This is a genomic window from Pseudonocardia sp. 2-7 (genome assembly GCF_056341085.1).
Genome location: NZ_CP094507.1, coordinates 2008534 through 2025128 on the forward strand (window position 1 = coordinate 2008534; position 16595 = coordinate 2025128).

Annotated in this window: 17 protein-coding genes and 1 pseudogene; 8 read left to right on the forward strand and 10 right to left on the reverse strand. The window is 77.4% G+C overall.

Translation table 11 applies throughout. The annotated features are described in order from the left end of the window. Positions 1-28 precede the first annotated feature (28 nt). Positions 29-781 (forward strand): IclR family transcriptional regulator, encoded by a 753-nt coding sequence (locus tag MTO91_RS09995; RefSeq protein ID WP_307799891.1) that lies wholly within the window; start codon positions 29-31, stop codon positions 779-781. 6 nt (positions 782-787) lie between these two features. On the opposite strand, the gene MTO91_RS10000 is transcribed toward MTO91_RS09995, so the two are convergent. Then, positions 788-1618: an alpha/beta fold hydrolase gene (locus tag MTO91_RS10000; RefSeq protein WP_476654349.1), complete on the reverse strand. Its 831-nt coding sequence runs from the start codon at positions 1616-1618 to the stop codon at positions 788-790. A 73-nt stretch (positions 1619-1691) separates the two neighbouring features. Then, complete coding sequence (locus MTO91_RS10005; RefSeq protein ID WP_405418053.1) at positions 1692-2933, reverse strand: PucR family transcriptional regulator; 1242 nt, start codon at positions 2931-2933, stop codon at positions 1692-1694. Positions 2934-3069: 136 nt separating this feature from the next. Between MTO91_RS10005 and MTO91_RS10010 the strand changes: the two genes are divergently transcribed. Then, positions 3070-3849: an SDR family NAD(P)-dependent oxidoreductase gene (locus MTO91_RS10010; protein ID WP_405418050.1), complete on the forward strand. Its 780-nt coding sequence runs from the start codon at positions 3070-3072 to the stop codon at positions 3847-3849. A gap of 10 nt (positions 3850-3859) precedes the next feature. Here MTO91_RS10010 and MTO91_RS10015 read toward each other — a convergent pair whose 3' ends face one another. Then, the gene (locus MTO91_RS10015) at positions 3860-4492 is read right to left on the reverse strand and encodes a TetR/AcrR family transcriptional regulator (RefSeq protein ID WP_251784475.1); all 633 of its coding nucleotides are present in this window, start codon (positions 4490-4492) and stop codon (positions 3860-3862) included. A gap of 153 nt (positions 4493-4645) precedes the next feature. On the opposite strand from MTO91_RS10015, the gene MTO91_RS10020 reads away from it, so the two are divergent. Continuing rightward, positions 4646-5440 (forward strand): SDR family NAD(P)-dependent oxidoreductase, encoded by a 795-nt coding sequence (locus MTO91_RS10020; protein ID WP_062402044.1) that lies wholly within the window; start codon positions 4646-4648, stop codon positions 5438-5440. A gap of 25 nt (positions 5441-5465) precedes the next feature. Here MTO91_RS10020 and MTO91_RS10025 read toward each other — a convergent pair whose 3' ends face one another. Beyond that, a complete protein-coding gene (locus MTO91_RS10025; RefSeq protein WP_346104566.1) occupies positions 5466-6278 on the reverse strand; it encodes a YhjD/YihY/BrkB family envelope integrity protein in 813 nt (270 codons plus the stop codon). 36 nt (positions 6279-6314) lie between these two features. Here MTO91_RS10025 and MTO91_RS10030 point away from each other — a divergent pair, with 36 nt between their 5' ends. Beyond that, entirely contained in the window at positions 6315-6995 is a 681-nt protein-coding gene (locus MTO91_RS10030; protein ID WP_476654350.1) for a CDP-alcohol phosphatidyltransferase family protein, read from the forward strand. Here the strand turns inward: MTO91_RS10030 and MTO91_RS10035 are convergent. Then, a complete protein-coding gene (locus MTO91_RS10035) occupies positions 6895-8448 on the reverse strand; it encodes a phytoene desaturase family protein (RefSeq protein WP_476654351.1) in 1554 nt (517 codons plus the stop codon). The genes MTO91_RS10030 and MTO91_RS10035 overlap by 101 nt on opposite strands. Continuing rightward, on the reverse strand, positions 8445-9581 hold the full coding sequence (locus MTO91_RS10040) for a glycosyltransferase family 2 protein (RefSeq protein WP_476654352.1): 1137 nt from the start codon (positions 9579-9581) through the stop codon (positions 8445-8447). The genes MTO91_RS10035 and MTO91_RS10040 overlap by 4 nt, the downstream gene beginning before the upstream one ends. Positions 9582-9707: 126 nt before the next feature. On the opposite strand from MTO91_RS10040, the gene MTO91_RS10045 reads away from it, so the two are divergent. Genes MTO91_RS10045 through MTO91_RS10055 form a run of 3 tightly spaced genes read left to right on the forward strand, consistent with a single transcriptional unit; the run spans position 9708 to position 12954 of the window. Next, positions 9708-10592: a carotenoid biosynthesis protein gene (locus MTO91_RS10045; protein ID WP_405418035.1), complete on the forward strand. Its 885-nt coding sequence runs from the start codon at positions 9708-9710 to the stop codon at positions 10590-10592. Continuing rightward, positions 10589-12154 (forward strand): FAD-dependent oxidoreductase, encoded by a 1566-nt coding sequence (locus MTO91_RS10050; protein ID WP_476654353.1) that lies wholly within the window; start codon positions 10589-10591, stop codon positions 12152-12154. Before MTO91_RS10045 ends, MTO91_RS10050 begins: the two co-directional genes overlap by 4 nt. 8 nt (positions 12155-12162) lie before the next feature. Next, positions 12163-12954: an endonuclease/exonuclease/phosphatase family protein gene (locus tag MTO91_RS10055; protein ID WP_476654354.1), complete on the forward strand. Its 792-nt coding sequence runs from the start codon at positions 12163-12165 to the stop codon at positions 12952-12954. Between the two features lie 4 nt (positions 12955-12958). On the opposite strand, the gene MTO91_RS10060 is transcribed toward MTO91_RS10055, so the two are convergent. Further along, positions 12959-13648 carry a TVP38/TMEM64 family protein gene (locus MTO91_RS10060; RefSeq protein WP_405418028.1) on the reverse strand — a complete coding sequence of 230 codons (690 nt, stop codon included), beginning with the start codon at positions 13646-13648 and terminating at the stop codon, positions 12959-12961. 315 nt (positions 13649-13963) lie between these two features. Between MTO91_RS10060 and MTO91_RS10065 the strand changes: the two genes are divergently transcribed. After that, complete coding sequence (locus MTO91_RS10065) at positions 13964-14368, forward strand: STAS domain-containing protein (RefSeq protein WP_405418026.1); 405 nt, start codon at positions 13964-13966, stop codon at positions 14366-14368. Positions 14369-14566: 198 nt separating this feature from the next. Here the strand turns inward: MTO91_RS10065 and MTO91_RS10070 are convergent. The 3 genes and pseudogenes from MTO91_RS10070 to MTO91_RS10080 form a co-directional block, all read right to left on the reverse strand. After that, positions 14567-14932, reverse strand: a pseudogene (locus MTO91_RS10070) (C40 family peptidase); the annotation flags it as partial. 282 nt (positions 14933-15214) lie between these two features. Then, positions 15215-16033 (reverse strand): hypothetical protein, encoded by an 819-nt coding sequence (locus tag MTO91_RS10075; RefSeq protein WP_476654355.1) that lies wholly within the window; start codon positions 16031-16033, stop codon positions 15215-15217. Positions 16034-16145: 112 nt separating this feature from the next. Next, a complete protein-coding gene (locus tag MTO91_RS10080; protein WP_405418019.1) occupies positions 16146-16514 on the reverse strand; it encodes a hypothetical protein in 369 nt (122 codons plus the stop codon). Positions 16515-16595: the final 81 nt, after the last annotated feature.

A 16595-nucleotide genomic window follows, 5' to 3' on the forward strand; every position in this document is an offset into this window, starting at 1 on the left:
GGGACGCACCCTGGGGCAGACTCCACCCGTGGTCGCGGGCGAACCGGTGCTGGCCCGGGCGGTGCGGATCCTGTCGGTGTTCGAGCCCGGGCGGCCCGAGCTGGGCGTCGCCGAGATCGCCCGCGCCTCCGGGCTGCACGTCGCGACCGCGTCCCGGCTGGTCGGGCAGCTCGTCGAGCAGGGGCTGCTCACCCGCACCGGCTCCGGGCGGCTGCGGATCGGGATGCGGCTGTGGGAGCTGGGGCAGCGGGCGTCGCCGACGCTGACCCTGCGGGCCGCGGCGCTGCCGTTCCTCGGGGACCTGCACGCCGTCGTCGGGCACCACGTGCAGCTGGGTGTCCTCGACGGCGACGAGGTCATCTTCCTGGAGCGGCTCTCCGCGCCCGGGGCGGTGGTCAACCTGACCCGGATCGCCGGGCGGCTGCCGCTGCACGTCTCGTCGTCGGGGCTGGTGCTGCTCGCCCACGCGCCGCCCGAGCAGCAGGAACGGGTGCTCGCGGCGCCCCTGGAACGACGGACGCCCGCCACGGTGACCGACCCGGACCGGCTGCGGGTGCTGCTCGCCCGTGTCCGGCGCGACGGGTACGTCGTCACCGACGGGCACGTCCATCCGGACGCGACGGGCGTCGCCGTCCCGGTCCGCGGGCGCGACGGGGCCGTGGTCGCCGCGCTGTCGACGGTGCAGCCGCACGACGGCCGGGCGCGCACGCTCGTCCCCGCCCTGCGCGCCGCGGCCCACGGCATCGCCCGGGCGCACGGCGGGGGAGACCCCGTGCCCTGAGTGCGCTCAGCCGAGGAACTTCTCCACCACCGCGTCGAACGCGGCCGGGTTCTCCAGGAACACGAAGTGCGAGTTCGCCTCGTCGGGCCCGAACACGTGCAGCACCGCGCCGGGGACACGGTCGGCGATCCAACGCTGCGATTCCGGGCTCACGTGGCTGCCCTCGCACCCGAGGACCAGCGTCGGGACGTCGATCCTAGGCAGCACGTCGCGCCAGTCCTGTGCGCAGTGGTCGAACAGCAGCGGTACCCCGGCGTGGGCGGGGGTGTGGGTGATCTCCCGGGCGACCAGGGACCAGACGTCGTCGGCGGGGGTGCCGGAGAACATCGAGCGGACGAACGCCTCCCGCACCGTGTCCCCGTCGGGGCCGGCGAGGCTGCCGGCGAGGTCCAGCAGGCCGCCGACGTCGAAGATGGCGCCCGACCCGGCCTGCTCCTGCGCCGACATCCACGGCATCGCGGCGACGGCCGCGGGCTGGTCGACCAGCACCAGCCGGCCGATCCGGCCCGTGCCGTGGGTGTCGATGTGGCTCCACAGCACCGAGGCGCCCATGGACCAGCCGAGCAGGTCGGCACGGTCGAGACCGAGGTGGTCGAGCAGCTCGACCAGGTCCTGCGCGAGCCGGGCGATGCGGTAGCCGTGGTGCGGCTTGTCCGAGACGCCGTGCCCGCGCTGGTCGTAGGTGACCACGCGGCGCCGCGCGCCGAGGCCGGTGAGCTGGTGGGCGAACATCGCCTGGGTCTGGCCCCAGCCGTGCAGCATCACCAGCGGGACGCCCTCCCCGCCGGAGTCGCGGTAGTCGAGCGTCACACCGTCGGCGGTGGTGAAGGTGGGCATCGGTGTCCTCCTCGGGGCCGCGGAGGAGTCTGGGCCGCAGTGGCGCCGGTCACCACCGCCGGTGGTCGAGGGATCAGGCCGGTGTGTGCTCCGTCTGTCGAAGCTCCCGGCCGGGTGCCGGGTGCCGGGCCGCGACGACGTCGAGCGCGACCAGCCCCAGGTGCAGCGCCAGCCGGGTCGCGCCGTCGGAGACGTCGAGACCGGTGAGCCGGGTGACCCGGTCGAGCCGGTAGTAGAGCGAGGTGCGGTGGATGTGCAGGCGGGCGGCCGCGGCCGGGCCGTTGCCCGCCTCGTCGAGGTAGGCGCGGACGGTGGCCACCAGCCGTCCGTCGGGGTCGGCGGCACGCAGCCGGCGCACCTCGTCGGGGACCACGTCGTCGGTCAGCAGGGCCGGCGGGAGAGCGAGCAGCGGGCCGAGCGCCCCGAGCCCGGCCCACCGGGCGACCGGGGGCCGGAGCCCGAGCTCGGCGGCCGTGCACGCGGTCCGGGCCCGCGTCACCGACCCGGCCAGCAGCTCCGGTGCGGGGGCCGGGTCGCCGATCCCGGCGACGCAGCGGAAGCGGCCGTGGGCCAGCTCGCCGACGCGATCGACGACCCGGCGCACCCGCGCGGGGAGGTCCTCGGAGCCGGGCGTCGGCGGCGCGGCGAGCAGGACCGCGGTGCCGCCGGCGACGGCGGTGAGCCACCCGTCGGTCCCGTCGCGGCGGCGCCCGGACAGGGCCGTACGCAGGGCGATCCCGGCGTGTTCGTGGTACCCGTCCGCCCCGGGCACCGCGACGACGACGGCCGTCGCGCCCGGCTCCGGCGCCCGGCCCGCCGTGGTGAGGGCGGCCGCCGCCCGGACCCGGGCCACCGGGTCGTCGCCGACGAGGTCGAGCACCCGGCGCTCGTCCTCGCGGGCCGCGTCGGCGGTGCGCGCCAGGTCCTGCAGCGACAGTGCCAGCTGCTCGGCGACCGCGGTGATGCGCCCGAGCTCGCCGGTGGTCAGCGAGCCGTCGGCGTCCATCACCATCAGCAGAGCCAGCAGCCGGCCCTCCCAGCGGACCGGGACGCACACCCGGGCGTGCATGCCCAGCTCGTCGCTGGCCGGGATGATCCCGGGACGGGTCCAGGACAGCACACCGTGGGCGAGCACGTAGCCGCGGACGCGGGGCTCCGCGCCGCGGTTGAGCACCGCCGCGACGCGGGTGGGGTCCGCGTCGCCGTAGTGCGCGCCGGCGTAGAGGACCTGCACGGCGGGGTCGTCGACGACGACCGACCGGGACAGCTCCTCGGCGAGCCGGTCGATCAGCGCCGTCGCCGCGTCACCGAGCACCCGGCGATCCTACAGACGGAGCACACCGCGGCCGCCGTGTTCGTCGGCGGACGGTGTCGGCCGCGCGCACCGCGGGCGCACCGTGGCCGGAAGCAGGGGACGGCGCGGCAGGGCACGACGAGGCGGGGAGGGTCCGGTGCGGGATCTGGAGGGCCGGGTGGCGGTGGTGTTCGGCGCGGGGTCGGGCGGGCGGGGGACGAGCAACGGCGAGGCCGCGGCGCTGGCCTACGCCGGGGCCGGTGCGGTCGTCGCCGCGGTCGACCGCGACACCGCCGAGGCCGCCCGGGTGGCGGGGGAGATCACCCGAGCCGGTGGCGCGGCGCTGGCGGTCACCGCCGACGTCACCGACGAGGACGACGTCGCCCGCGCCGTCGCCGCGGTCGTGGACACCCTCGGGGTGCCGCACGTACTGCACAACAACGTCGGCGCCGCGGTGCTCGGTGAGGTCGTCGACCTCGACCTCGCCGGGTGGAACCGGGCGCTCGCGCTGAACCTGACCAGCGCCTACCTGACCTGCCGGCACACGCTGCCGCACATGCGCGCCGCCGGTCGCGGGGCGATCGTGAACGTGTCGTCGCTGGCCGCGATCCGCGACACCGGCTACGTCTACCCCGCCTACAGCGCGGCCAAGGCGGGTGTCGACCAGCTGACCGTGTCGCTGGCGCTGACCTACGCCCGCGACGGGATCCGCGCCAACGCGGTGCTGCCCGGCCTGATCGACACCCCGATGGTGCGCGAGCAGGTCGTCGACGACCCCGGCGCGCTGGCCACCCGGCACGAGGTGAGCCCCACCGGCCGGATGGGCTCCCCGCACGACGTCGCCCAGGCCGCGCTGTTCCTCGCGTCGGACCGCGCCGCCTACGTCAACGGGGTCTGTCTACCGGTCGACGGCGGGCTGTCCGCACGGTCGCGGTGAGGCCCGGCGCTCAGGCCCCGGCGCCCGCGCCGACCGGCACCGGGCGCAGGGTCAGCGGCAGCAGGTCGCGGACCTCGGCGCGCAGGGTGTCCAACGCGTGCGGGTCGTCGCCGGTGAGGAACCCCAGCAGGGCCTGCTGGAACACGCCGTCGACCATCCCGTAGGCGGCGTGCGGGCTCAGCGCGACCGCGGTGCCGGTGAGGTCGGCGTAACGGGTGACGACCCGCCACACCATGTCCTCCAGGGTGCGGTCGATCTGCCCGACGGCCTCGCGCAGGTTCGGCTCGAACATGCTCTGGGCGCGCAGGTCGTACCAGAGGCGGTGCATCGGGGCCTCGTCGACGATCGTCTCGCACAGCTTGTCCGCGAACGCGGTGACCAGGCCGTCGGCCGTCGTCGCGTCGGCGACGGCGCCGTCGTAGCGGGTCACGCACACCGCCTTGTACTGCCGCACGCAGTAGACGATCAGCTCCAGCTTGTCGGCGAAGTAGTAGTGCACGACGCCGTGGCTGTACGGGGAGTTCTGCGCGATCTCGCGCAGCGACGCCCGGGCGTAGCCGAGCTCGCCCAGGGTCTGCAGGGCCGAGTCCGCCAGCGCTCGGCGGCGCGCGTCGTGCTTGTCGACCGGGTTCGCCCGTGCCACGCGGCCCCCTCCCGTCGTCCGCCGGGAGCCACTGTAACCGACCGCTGCGTCTCCGACGCCGTCGTTCTGGACGCCCGCCCGACGATATCTTGACAACTGGTCAGAGATCGCGGCAGGGTGTGGCCCACATCACCGATCGACACTGGAGTCGCCGTGACGCAGATCGACCTGACCGGACGCACCGTGCTCGTGACCGGGGGCGCACAGGGGCTGGGCGAGGGGATGGCCCGCGCGCTGGCCGACTCGGGCGGCCGGGTCGTCGTCGCCGACCTGCAGGACGAGGCGGGCGGCACGCTCGCGAAGTCCCTGGGGGAGCAGCACGGGTTCGTGCACCTGGACGTCACCGACGACGCCTCGTGGACCGCCGCGGTCGCCGAGACCGTGGAGCGGTTCGGCGGCCTCGACGTCGTCGTCAACAACGCGGGCGTCGAGGTCACCCAGCTGCTCGTCGACACCGAGCCCGACGACGTCCGCCGGATGCTCGAGGTCAACCTGCTCGGCACGATGCTCGGCATCAAGCACGCCTTCCGTGCCATGCGCCCGGGTGGTGCGGCGGGCCGCGGCGGAGCCGTGATCAACGTGGCCTCGGTCGCCGCGACCATCGCGTTCCCCTCCATCGGCGGCTACTCCGCGACCAAGTCCGGGGTCGACCGGCTCACCCGGGTCGCGGCGATGGAGTCGGGCAAGCTCGGCTACGGGGTGCGGGTCAACTGCGTGTACCCCGGGCTCGTCCCGACCGCGATGGGGCAGAAGCTCGCCGTCGAGACCGCCGGGCTCGGGCTGTTCGAGAGCCCGGAGGCCGCGGTCGGCGCGGTGGTCGAGCTGACCCCGTCGGGCCGGCTCGGCGAGGTCGCCGACATCGCCGACGCGGTCGCCTTCCTGGCCTCCGACGCCGCCCGGTTCGTCAACGGCGCCGGGCTGCCGGTCGACGGCGGCATGGGCATGTGACCCGCCGGGTCCCCGCCGCCCGGGATCACCGGTCCCGGGCGGCGAGGACCTCGTCGAGCACCACGGTGGCGCGGAACCCGCACAGCACCAGGATGTGCAGCAGGTAGAGCCACAGCGCCAGCGCCGACACCGTCCCGACCACGGGGAGCCCGGCGAACGGTGCCGACCACTCGATCGGGATGGCCAGGAACAGCAGGAAACCCTGCAGGAACCCGGCCAGCACCGACCCGGTGCCGAACGCGCCGAGCACCAGCGCGCGCCGGCCCAGCCGCCCCGGCCCGACCAGCCCGAACACCGCGAGCAGCGCGGTCGACAGCGTCACCCACACCACGTGGAACGCCACGACGACGCCCCACACCAGCGACCAGCCACCCGCGGCGTAGAGCGGCCCGACGTAGGGAGCCGCGCCCAGCACGACCAGCACGAGGAACGGCGCGACCGCCGCGACCCCCAGCAGCCCGGCGCGGCCGCGCCAGCCGGTGAGCCGGTCGCGGGCTGCGGACATCTGGACGAACGCGCGGCGCAGGCCCTCGCCGTAGAGACTGGCCGGGAACAGCACGACCAGTGCCTGCCACCAGGCCATCGACAGCGACACCGCGGCCAGTGTGCGCAGCGCCTCGGGCGTGCCGTGCCCGCCGGGGAGCCCGCCGATCGCCGCGTCCATCGCCGTGGTCACCGTCTCCGGCCCGGCCAGCGCACCGACGCCCCACAGCGCGACCATCGCCAGCGGCACCAGCCCGATCACCCCGAAGTAGGTCGCACCGGCGGCCCACAGCGCGATGTCGCTGCCGGGGAAGGTGTTCCCGAGCCGGCGGGCGAGGGTGCGGGCCCGGTTCACGGCGCGCCCCCGCTGCGGCGCTGGCACGCTGGTCCGATGACGACCGGGGACGACGACGGCTGGTCGGCCCTGCACGGCGGCATCCGGCCCTCCCCGGTGGTACGCGGCTGGCTCCGGATGGTGCGGGTCCTCTCCACGGGCCCGGTGGCCCGGGTCCCGCCGGACGTGCTGTCGGCGTCCGGCGTGGTCGTGCTGGCCGGGGCGTGGGCGGTCGCGCTCGCCGGGGCGCCGTGGACGGCGGCGACGGCTCTGCTCGTCGTCGCCGCGGGGGTGCTCGACGGCCTCGACGGCGCCGTCGCGCTGCGCACCGGGCGGGCCCGGCCGCTGGGTGCGGTGGTCGACGCCGTCGCCGACCGCCTCGGGGACCTGCTGCTCGGGGCGGTGCTGGTCGCGCTCGGCGCCGCGCCCGGCTGGGTCCTCGCGGCGCTCGCGCTGGTGTTCGTGCACGAGTTCCTGCGGGCCCGCGCGCAGTCGGTCGGCATGCCGGGGGTGGGCGCGGTGACCGTCGCCGAGCGGCCGACCCGGCTGGTCGTGGTCGCCCTGCCCGCACTCGGTGCGGCGGTGCTCCCGGCCGGCCCGCCGCTGGTCGGGGTGTCGTGGGGGACCGTCTTCGCCCTCACCTGGACGGTCCTGGGTGCGATCGGGCTGGCGCAGCTCGCGGTGGGCGTGGTCCGGACGACCCCGCCGCGGTTCCCGGGGTCCCCGCCGGGCCGATGAGCCCGGCGACGATCTCGGCCGACATCAGCACCAGCGGGATGCCGCCGCCCGGGTGCGCGGACCCGCCCACCAGGTAGAGGCCCGGCACCGGGCCGCGGTTGGCGGGCCGGCGCAGCGCGGCCCGGGGGCCGTGCGAGGCGGTGCCGTAGATCGCGCCGCCCGGCGAACCGGTGCGCCGCTCCAGCTCGGCCGGTGTCAGGACCTCGGCGAACCGCAGGCGGTCGCGTACGTCGGTGCCGCGGGCGGCGAGCACGCCGAGCACCCGGTCCCGGTAGCGCTCCGCGAGCCCGGGGGCGTCCCAGTCGACACCGCGCCCCGGGGCGTGCAGGGGTGCGTTGACCAGCACGAACCAGCCCTCGGAGGCGTCGTCGGGGCGCAGCGCCGGGTCGTCGGGGGCGTGCACGTACACCGTCGGGTCGGGCACCGGGCGGGGCTCGCGACCGAAGATCGCGTCGAACTCGGCGTGCTGGTCGCGCGGGAACCAGACCCGGTGCGCCGGCCCTGGCTCCCGGCCGGACAGCCCGAGCAGCAGCACGAACCCGGCGGTCGAGCGGGGCGTGCGGCGCAGCCGCCTGCGGGCCCGGCGCGCGACGTCGCGGGGGAGCAGCCGCTCGTGCAGCACGTGCGCGTCGACCCCGGAGACGACGACGTCGGCGCGCACCTCGCGGCCCCCGGCCCGGACCCCGGCGGCCCGGCCGCGCTCCACGAGGACCTCGTCGACGGCCGTGCCCGGGTGCAGCGTGACGCCGAGGGCGAGGCAGCGGTCCACGACGGCGTCGACGATGCGGCGCAGCCCGCCCGGCACCCACCACGCGCCGAACTCCTGCTCGACGAAGGCGGTCACCGCCAGCACCGCCGGTGTGCGACGCGGGTCGGAACCGGAGTAGGTGGCGTAGCGGTTCAGCCAGGTCCGCAGCCGCGGGTCGGGCAGCAGCCGCGCGCCCAGCCCGTCGAGGGTCCGCCACGGCGCGACCGCGCGCAGGTCGGCCGGGCGGGCGCTCATCCGGGCGAGCGCGGCCGTGGTGAGCGGGCGGCGCAGGACCGGCTCGCCGACGAGGCCCCACAGGCGTCGCGAGTGCTCGTGCAGCGCCGCCCAGGACGCGCCGGCGCCGTCGCCCAGGGCGGCGTCGAGGGCGGCCGGGACCGCGGCCGCGGCGTGCGGGAGGTCCAACCGCGTGCCGTCGGAGAAGACGTGGCCGCAGGCCGGGTCGACCGGCGTGACCGGCAGGTCCGCGGGACCGCCGGTCGCGGCGAACAGGTCGTCGAGCAGGTCCGGCATCGTGAGCAGCGACGGGCCGGTGTCGAAGGTGAACCCGTCCCGGGTGATGACGCCGAGCTTCCCGCCCGGGGTGTCGGCCCGCTCGAACACGGTGACCGCGTGCCCGGCGGCGGCCAGCCGCGCCGCCGCCGCGAGCCCGCCCAGCCCGGCGCCGACCACCACGACCCGGCTCACAACGCACGCCCCTTCCAGCTCAGCGTGCCGCGCAGCCTGCCCGCCCACGAGGACGCGAGCAGCCCGAGCAGGGCCAGCACCGACACCGGGTGGGCGAGCGCGTCGACCGCGCCGCCGCCCGACGGCCCGGTGACCCACCGCGCGGCGGGCACCCGCCCGGCGACGGCGGCGGCGTACCCGAGCAGCCCGGCCCGCGACCCGGTCAGCGCGGCGAGCGCGGGCAGCACGTAGACCAGCACCAGCCCGGCGCCGACCGCGACCGCCCCGGCGGGCGAGCCGAACGCCGCCCACAGCGACTTGCGGTAGCCCGCCCGCAGCTCCGCGCCGGTCGCGTACATCCGGCAGGACGCGACCTGCGACCCGTCGGCGATGCCGGTCCGGCCCCCGGCGGCGCGGACCGCCCGGGCCAGCCCGATGTCGTCGAGGACGGCGCCCGACACCGCGGCCCAGCCGCCCGCCCGGGCCAGTGCGGCCGCCTCGACCAGCAGGAACTGCCCGTTCGCGACGGCCATCGACCCCCGTCCGGACCGTTCCGCTACGGCCAGCGGCAGCGTCGTCAGCCACGACCAGGCCAGCAGCGGTTGCACCAGCCGGCCGAGCGGGCCGGAGGCGACCTGCCGCGGCCACGGGCACAGCAGGTCCAGCGGCCGGTCCCGGTCGCGCAGCAGCGCCACCGCGGCGGCGACGGCGTGCGGGACGAGGACGACGTCGGCGTCGACGAAGACGAGGACCTCACCGCGGGCGGCCGCGGCCAGCGCGGCACAGGCGTGCGGTTTGCCCAGCACCCCGGGCGGGGGCGGGGTGCCGGTGAGCACCCGTAGCCGGGGGTCGCCGCCGGCCGCGGTACGGACGACGGCGGCGGTCCCGTCGGTGGAGCCGTCGTCGAGGACGAGGATCTCGACGTCGGCCAGCCCGCGCTGCCCGGTCAGCGCCCGCACGGTCGGCGCGATCCGGTGTGCCTCGTCGCGGGCCGGGACCAGCACCGACACCGGCACGGTCACCGTGGGCGGCGCGGCGGGCGGGCGTCGCAGCCCGGCCCGGTTCACCCAGGCCTGCACCGTCCCGGCCGCGGCGAGGACGGACCCGGCGGCCACGAGCGGACGGACGGCGCGCAGCGGCCGGCGGAGGAGCACGCAGGCGACCCTACGGAGGGGGCGGCCCGGCCGCGCGACGTCGCCGCGGCCGCGGACGACGCGCGGGTGTGCCCGGGTGGTGGCACCGTGGGACCACCCCCGACCGGACCGTGTGGAGGTTCCCGCGTGGCGTTGGCCGCTGCCCCCCGGGCACTGCGCACGACCCTGCCCGCCTGGGTGCTGGTCGCCGGAGCGGTGACCGTCCAGATCCTCTACCCGCTCACCCCCGCCCCGCTGCGGACGTCGGTGACGGTGCTGAGCGTCGCGGTGTTCTTCCTGGCCGCGGTCGCCGACGTCGTCCGGGTGCACGGCACCCGGGGCGGGCTGGTGCTGCTCGGCGTCGCGGGCGGCGGGGGACTGGTCGCGGAGTCCGTCGGGCTGGCCACGGGGTGGCCGTTCGGCGCCTACGCCTACACCGGGACCCTCGGCGCCGAGGTGGCCGGTGTCCCGCTGGTCGTGCCGATGGCCTGGGCGATGATGGCGTGGCCCGCGCTGGTCGTGGGCAGGGCGCTGGCCCGGCGCGGGGCGGGGACCGTCGCCGTCGGTGCGTTCGCCCTGGCCGCCTGGGACGTGTTCCTCGACCCGCAGATGGTCGACGCGGGCCACTGGGTGTGGGCGCGCCCCGACCCGGGTCTCCCGCTGGTGCCCGGCATCCCGCTGACCAACTACGCCGGCTGGCTGGTCGTCTCGCTGGTGATCGTCGGGACCCTGCACCGTGCGCTGCCCGGCGGCCCCCGGCGCTCGGGGCCCGCGGCCGCGCTGTACCTGTGGGTCTACGCCTCCTCGGTGCTCGCCCACCTGGTGTTCTTCGGCCTGCCCGGCTCGGCCCTGGTCGGCGGGGTGCTGATGGGGCTGGTCGCGGTCCCGTACGCGCTCGTCCTGCGCCGCGACCGCGCCGCCCACCGCCCCGGGACCCGCCACCGCGGTGCCCACGACTCCGCCGCCCACGGCTCCGCTGCCAGCCATCCCGGCGGACACGGTCCGCACGTCCGTCCCGGAGGGACCCTGTGACCGACCCGCTGCGGCACCGCGCCGCACCGCTGCGCATGCGCCGACGACGGCTGGTGACCCCCGACCCGCTGCTGCCGCGTGCGGTGCCCGCCGGGTCGGAGGCGGTCGTCGTCGGGGGCGGGATCGCCGGGGTGTCCGCGGCGGTGGTGCTGGCCGAACGCGGGGTGCGGGTCACCCTGCTCGAGGCGGCCGACCACCTCGGCGGACGGCTCGGGGCCTGGCCGCACACCCTCTCCGACGGCACCGTCGCGCAGGTCGAGCACGGCTTCCACGCCTTCTTCCGGCAGTACTACACCTGGCGGTCGATCCTGCGCCGCGCCGACCCGCAGCTGTCGTTCCTGCGCCCGGTCGGGAACTACCCGGTGATCTCCGCGCGGTGGCCCGACGAGGACCTGTCGGGACTGCCCGCCGCCCCGCCGTTCAACCTGCTCGCGCTGGCGCTGCGCAGCAGGAGCCTGTCGCGGCGCGAGCTCACCTCCGCCGACCCCGACGCCGGACGCGCCCTGCTGGCCTACGACCGGGCCACCACCACGACCGAGCTCGACGGCGTCGACGCCGCGTCGTTCCTCGACCGGCTCGGGATGACCGAGCGCACCCGCAGCATGCTGTTCGAGGCGTTCGCCCGGTCGTTCTTCTGCAACCAGGGCGACCTGTCCGCCGCCGAGCTCGTCGCGATGTTCCACTACTACTTCCTCGGCAACCCCGAGGGCATCGCCTTCGACGCCCCGTGCACCGACCACGCCACCGCCGTGTGGCAGCCGCTGTGGCGCCACCTGACCTCCCTCGGGGCGCAGGTCCGCACCGGGGCGCGGGTCACCGCGGTGCACCCCGACGGCGCAGGCTGGCGGGTCGAGGGCCCCGGGGCGACCACCACCCGGCACCTCGTGCTCGCCCTCGACCCGGGTGCGCTGCGCGCGCTGGTCACCGGCTCACCCGGGCTGGCGACGACGGCGCCGCGGCTGCACGCGCAGTGTGCGGCGCTGCGCGTCGCGCCCCCGTTCGCGGTCAGCAGGCTGTGGCTGGACCGCGACGTCGACCCGGGACGGGCGGTGTTCAGTGCCGTCAGCGGGCAGCCGACCCTGGACTCGGTCACCGTCTACTCCCGGCTGGAGGAGCCCTCGGCCCGGTGGGCCGCCGGGACCGGCGGGTCGGTGGTGGAGCTGCACTCCTACTCCTGCGCCGAGCCCGACGCGGCGTCCGCCGCGGCCGCGCTGCGCGCCGAGCTGGCCGTGCTGTGGCCCGAGACCGCGGACGCGACCGTCCTCGACCGGTACGACCGGCTGGAGGCCACCGCGCCCGCGTTCCCGCCCGGGACGGCGGGCACCCGGCCGGGGGTGCGGACCGACGCGCGCGGCCTGCGGGTGGCCGGTGACTTCGTGGAGACGCCCTACCTCGCCGGGCTGATGGAGCGCTCGTCGATGTCGGGGGTGCTCGCCGCGAACGACGTGCTCGCCGAGCTGGGGGCGGCCGCCGAACCGGTCGACGGGATCCCGCAGCGCGGGCTGCTCGCCGGCGTCCCGGCGCTGCGCGGGGCCCGCGGACGCCACGCCGCGACCCGCTGACCGCGGCCGTGCGGGTCGCGTCGCTGAACCTCGCCTCCGGACGTGGGGCGGACGGGCGGTACCTGACCGGCCCCGCGCTCGGGGCGGCCGTCGCCGGGGTGGGCGCCGACGTCGTCGCGGTGCAGGAGGTCGACACCGGCCAGTCCCGCTCGGCGGGCGACGACCAGCCGTCGCTGCTCGCGGCCGGGCTCGGTGCCGTGGACTGGCGCTGCGCCGCGACCATGCACGGCGAGCCGCGTCCGGACCCGCTGCCGTCGTGGACCCCGCTCGACCCCCCGGTCCTGCGCGGTCCCGGCGACCCCGCGCCCGGGCCGCGCTACGGCGTCGCGCTGTTCTCCCGGCTCCCGGTGCGCCGCTGGCACGTGCTGGGGTTCGAGGCCGGCCGGGCCCGGCTGCCGGTGCCGGTGCCCGCCCCCGGCGGGGGGACCCGGCTCGCCTGGTTCCTCGACGAGCCGCGCGCCGCCGTCGCCGCGGAGCTGGGGACGCTCACGGTGGTGGCGACCCATCTGTCGTTCGCCCCGCCGACGGCGGTCCGCCAGCTCCGGGCGCTGCGGCGCTGGACGGCACGGCTGCCCGGGCCGGTGGTCGTCGCCGGGGACCTGAACCTGCCCGGCTCGCTCCCCGCGACGGTGACCGGCGGCCGGCGGCTCGTCGACGGGCGGACGTTCCCGGCGGCGACGCCGCGCGCCCAGCTCGACCACCTGATCGCGCTCGGCCGCCTGACCGGGCGGGACCCGGCCGTGCTGCAGCTCGACGTCGGTGACCACCGCGCCGTCGCCGCGACGGTCGGGCCCGGCTGAGCCCTCAGCCGTCCGCGGGCGGGTCGGCGCGCGAGCGGGCCGGCCGGCGCCGGGCCAGGACGACCCCGGTCAGCACGACGACCCCGAGCCCGGCCACCGAGACCAGGAACGGCAGCGACCCGGGGTCGGTGCCGAACGCGCCGACCGCGACCAGCGCCGTCGTGCCCGGGGTGACCCCCAGGACGGTGCCGAGGAGGTAGTGCCGGAACCGGACCGCGGTCAGCCCCCACAGCAGGTTCAGCACCGAGTACGGCAGGACCGGCGCGAGCCGGACCCCCACCACGGCCAGGAGGCCGCGACGGCGTACCAGGTCGTCGACCACCGCCATCCGCTCCGCGCCCCGGCCCGAGCGGTCCACCAGCCGCAGCACCGTGTCCCGGCCCAGCCGCCGCGCCAGGGCGAACCCGACCGCCGCGCCGACGAACTTCCCGGCGAGCGTGGCGGGCAGCCCCTCGCCGAACCCGAACAGCACCCCGCCGAGCACGGCGAGCAGGCTGACCGGCACCGGGGTGAGCGACAGTCCGGCGTACAGCGCCGCCCACAGCAGCGGTCCCGCCCATCCGGTCCCGGCCAGGCCGTCACGGAGCTGCTCCACCGAGGGCACCCCGACGGCGACCGCGACGCCGACCGCGACACCCACCAGCGCCACGAGCAGGACGGGACGCCAGAGGCGGGCGACGACGGGCCCGGTCACCGGGCTCCGGCGGGCGGTCGGGGCCCGGCGGCCCGGGGGATCTCCGGTGCGGTCGGCATCGTCGTGAGTATCCCCGCCGCGGCGCCGGCCCGCCGGGGAGCGGACCGCACCCTGGACACCCGGTGTCGGCGACGGCTACGGTGACGGGCCGGGCCCGTCGACCGTGACGATCCCGGTCCAGCTCGACGCATCTTCGGGCGACGCCTCCTCGGAGCCGTCGCCGTTCGGTCGTCCGGTACAGCTCAGTGCCCCGACGGCACCACGGGCTGACCGTCCCCGCAGCGGGACCGGCCCCACCTCCCTCCTGGCGGACCCATGACCGCGCCCACGCCATCCCGTCGTCTCCTCCTCGTCCCCGAGCCCGAGCCCACTCACGCCGGCCCGCAGGTCGAGGTCGGGTGCGGTCCCGCCGCGACCGTCGTCATCGGCGTGTCCGGCGACCTCGACCTCGCCACCGGACCCGCGGTCGAGGTGCGCGTGCTCGCCGCCGTCGACCTCGCGGTGGGTGGCCGGGTCGTACTCGACCTCAACGCCGTCCGTTTCCTCGGACTGCGCGGGGTCACGATCCTGCGCGCGGCCGCCGACCGCGCCCGTGCCCACGGGACCGCGGTCGTGGTGGTACTGGACCCGGCGGCGCCTGCGGCCCGGGTCCTGAGGCTGGTGCCCTCCCTCGGTCTCACCGTGGTCGCGGTCGACACCCCGGTGGCCGACGCGTCCTGACCGGGCGGGTGCCGGCGTCGCCGCTCCACGCCCCCGGTGCCACCGGCGGAGTCAGCGGGGCGCCGGGGTCTGCCGCGGGGCCGTCGGCGACGTGGGCAGTGGCGGTGCGGCGGGGGCGTCGAACCAGGGCTCGTCCGGGATCGACGGGTCCGGCGTCTCCCGGACCGCCGGGTCCCCGACGCCGTCGGTGGCCTGCACCGGTCGGGTCGCGCCGAGGTAGTCGTCGCCGCGCCACCGGTACCAGGAGGTCTGCACCGGCAGCCCGAACGTCGGAGCGCTCACCATCCGGTCCTGCCCGACGAACAGTCCGACGTGGTGGACCTTGTCGACGGTGCCGTAGAAGACCAGGTCACCCGGGCGCAGCGGGGAGCCGGCCGGGACCCGCGGGCCGCGGCGGTACTGGGCGTGCGCGGTCCGTGGCAGGACGACGCCGGCCTTGCCGTAGGCGAACGCGGTCAGCCCGGAGCAGTCGAAGCCGCGGTCGCCGTTCTCCGGCCCGTTGCCGCCCCACACGAACGGCAGCCGATCTGGCGCAGTGCGACCTCGACCGCGGTGGCCGCACGCTGCTCGGGCGTCGCCGCCGGCCCGGCCGCGGCCACACCGCCGGTGACCAGCAGCAGGACCACGGCGGCGAGCATCGTCGCGAACGGGGACCGAAGCGGCACGGCGTTCCTCCCGGTCGCCCGCGGTCGGCGGGTGCGACGGGGCCACCGGGCGGTGACCTGCGCCGAACCTAGGGACGGGACCGCGGCGACCGGAAGCGGAAGCGATCGAGCGGGTGAACGGGGTGACCCGGTCGGTGCCGCGTGGGTCCGGGGACCGGCGCGGGCCACCGACCGGGGCGGGTCAGCCCAGGCCCGGGATGCCCGGCATCTGCGGCAGCACCGGCGTCGAGGCGAACAGGTCGAGGTACATGCCGCCGGACACCAGCAGCCCCAGGACGCCGAGCACCAGGCCGCCGAGGGCGACCGGCCGGACCCAGGCGCCCGCGGCGGGCCGGGCGGCGGGGCCGAGGACCAGGACGAGCCCGAGGAGGACCGCGACCAGCGCGACGACGCCGTTGACCACGGCGGCGACGTCCCAGGGCGCGCCGTAGAAGGACTCGATGGTGTCGCCCGGGCCGCCGGTCGCGGCCTGGATCTGCCCGACGAGCGACTCGCGCTCGCGCAGCATGTCGCCCACCGAGGTGCCGGTCAGCGAGGCGAGACCGAGCCCCGCGGCGACGACGGCGCCCGCACCGGCGAGGCCACCGCCGGAGGCGGTGTCGGCCGGGGCCCCGGCGGGGGTGGCGGCCGCGGTGCGCACGGGGGCGGCGCGGCCGGTGGCGGCGTCGTCGGTGGCCGCGCCCGCGGTCGCGGTGGAGCCGGTCGCGGTGCCGTCGGTGGCGGTGGAGCCGGCCGTGGTGGAGCCGGTCGCGGTGCCGTCGGTGGCGGTGGAGCCGGCCGTGGTGGAGCCGGTCGCGGTGCCGTCGGTGGCGGTGGAGCCCGCCGTGGTGGAGCCGGTGGCCGTTGTGCCGGTGGCCGCGCCGTCGGCGGTGTCGGTGGCGGTCGTGGCGGGGCCGTCGGCGGTCGCCCGGTCCGTCGCGACGGAGCCGGCCGCGTCGTCGGTCTCCGGGGTGCCGGTCGCCGTGCTGCGGTCCGTGGGCCTGCTCGTGTCGGAAGCCATGGGCCGCACCGTACGCGAGGTCAAGATCGCCGCGACGGCCCCCCACCTGGGCGGATACGCCGTCGTGTCCGTTCCGCCGGGCCCGTCACCGGATGGGGGCGGTGACCGGTCGCTACCCGACGGTCGCGCCGGCTGCGGCCCGGCCGGCGGGTTCGCCGGTGCCGGCGAGCACGGTGACACCGTCCGCGGGGGACCCGGCCCCGACCCGTCGCACGGGGCCGTCGCGCAGCCCGGACAGCACGACCTCGATCCGGGCCAGCACCGCCGTGCGGGTGCGTCCGTCGACGCCGACGACGTCGACGACCACCGTGCCGAGCGCCGCCGAACCCGACGCCGCCCACTGCCCGGACCAGCCGAGCACGATGCCCGGTCCCGCGGGCGGGGGCGCGGACCCGACGGAGCGGTGGTCGAACCCGAGGGTCCGCAGGACCGGGTCGGCGGTGAGGGCGTCGCGGATCCGCTGGTCGGGCGTCGTGGTCATGCGGGCCTCCCGGTGCCGACCGTCGTCGATCATGTCCGGTACCGACGGTAGGGAGCCCGTGTGCCACGGGGGATGAGGTGG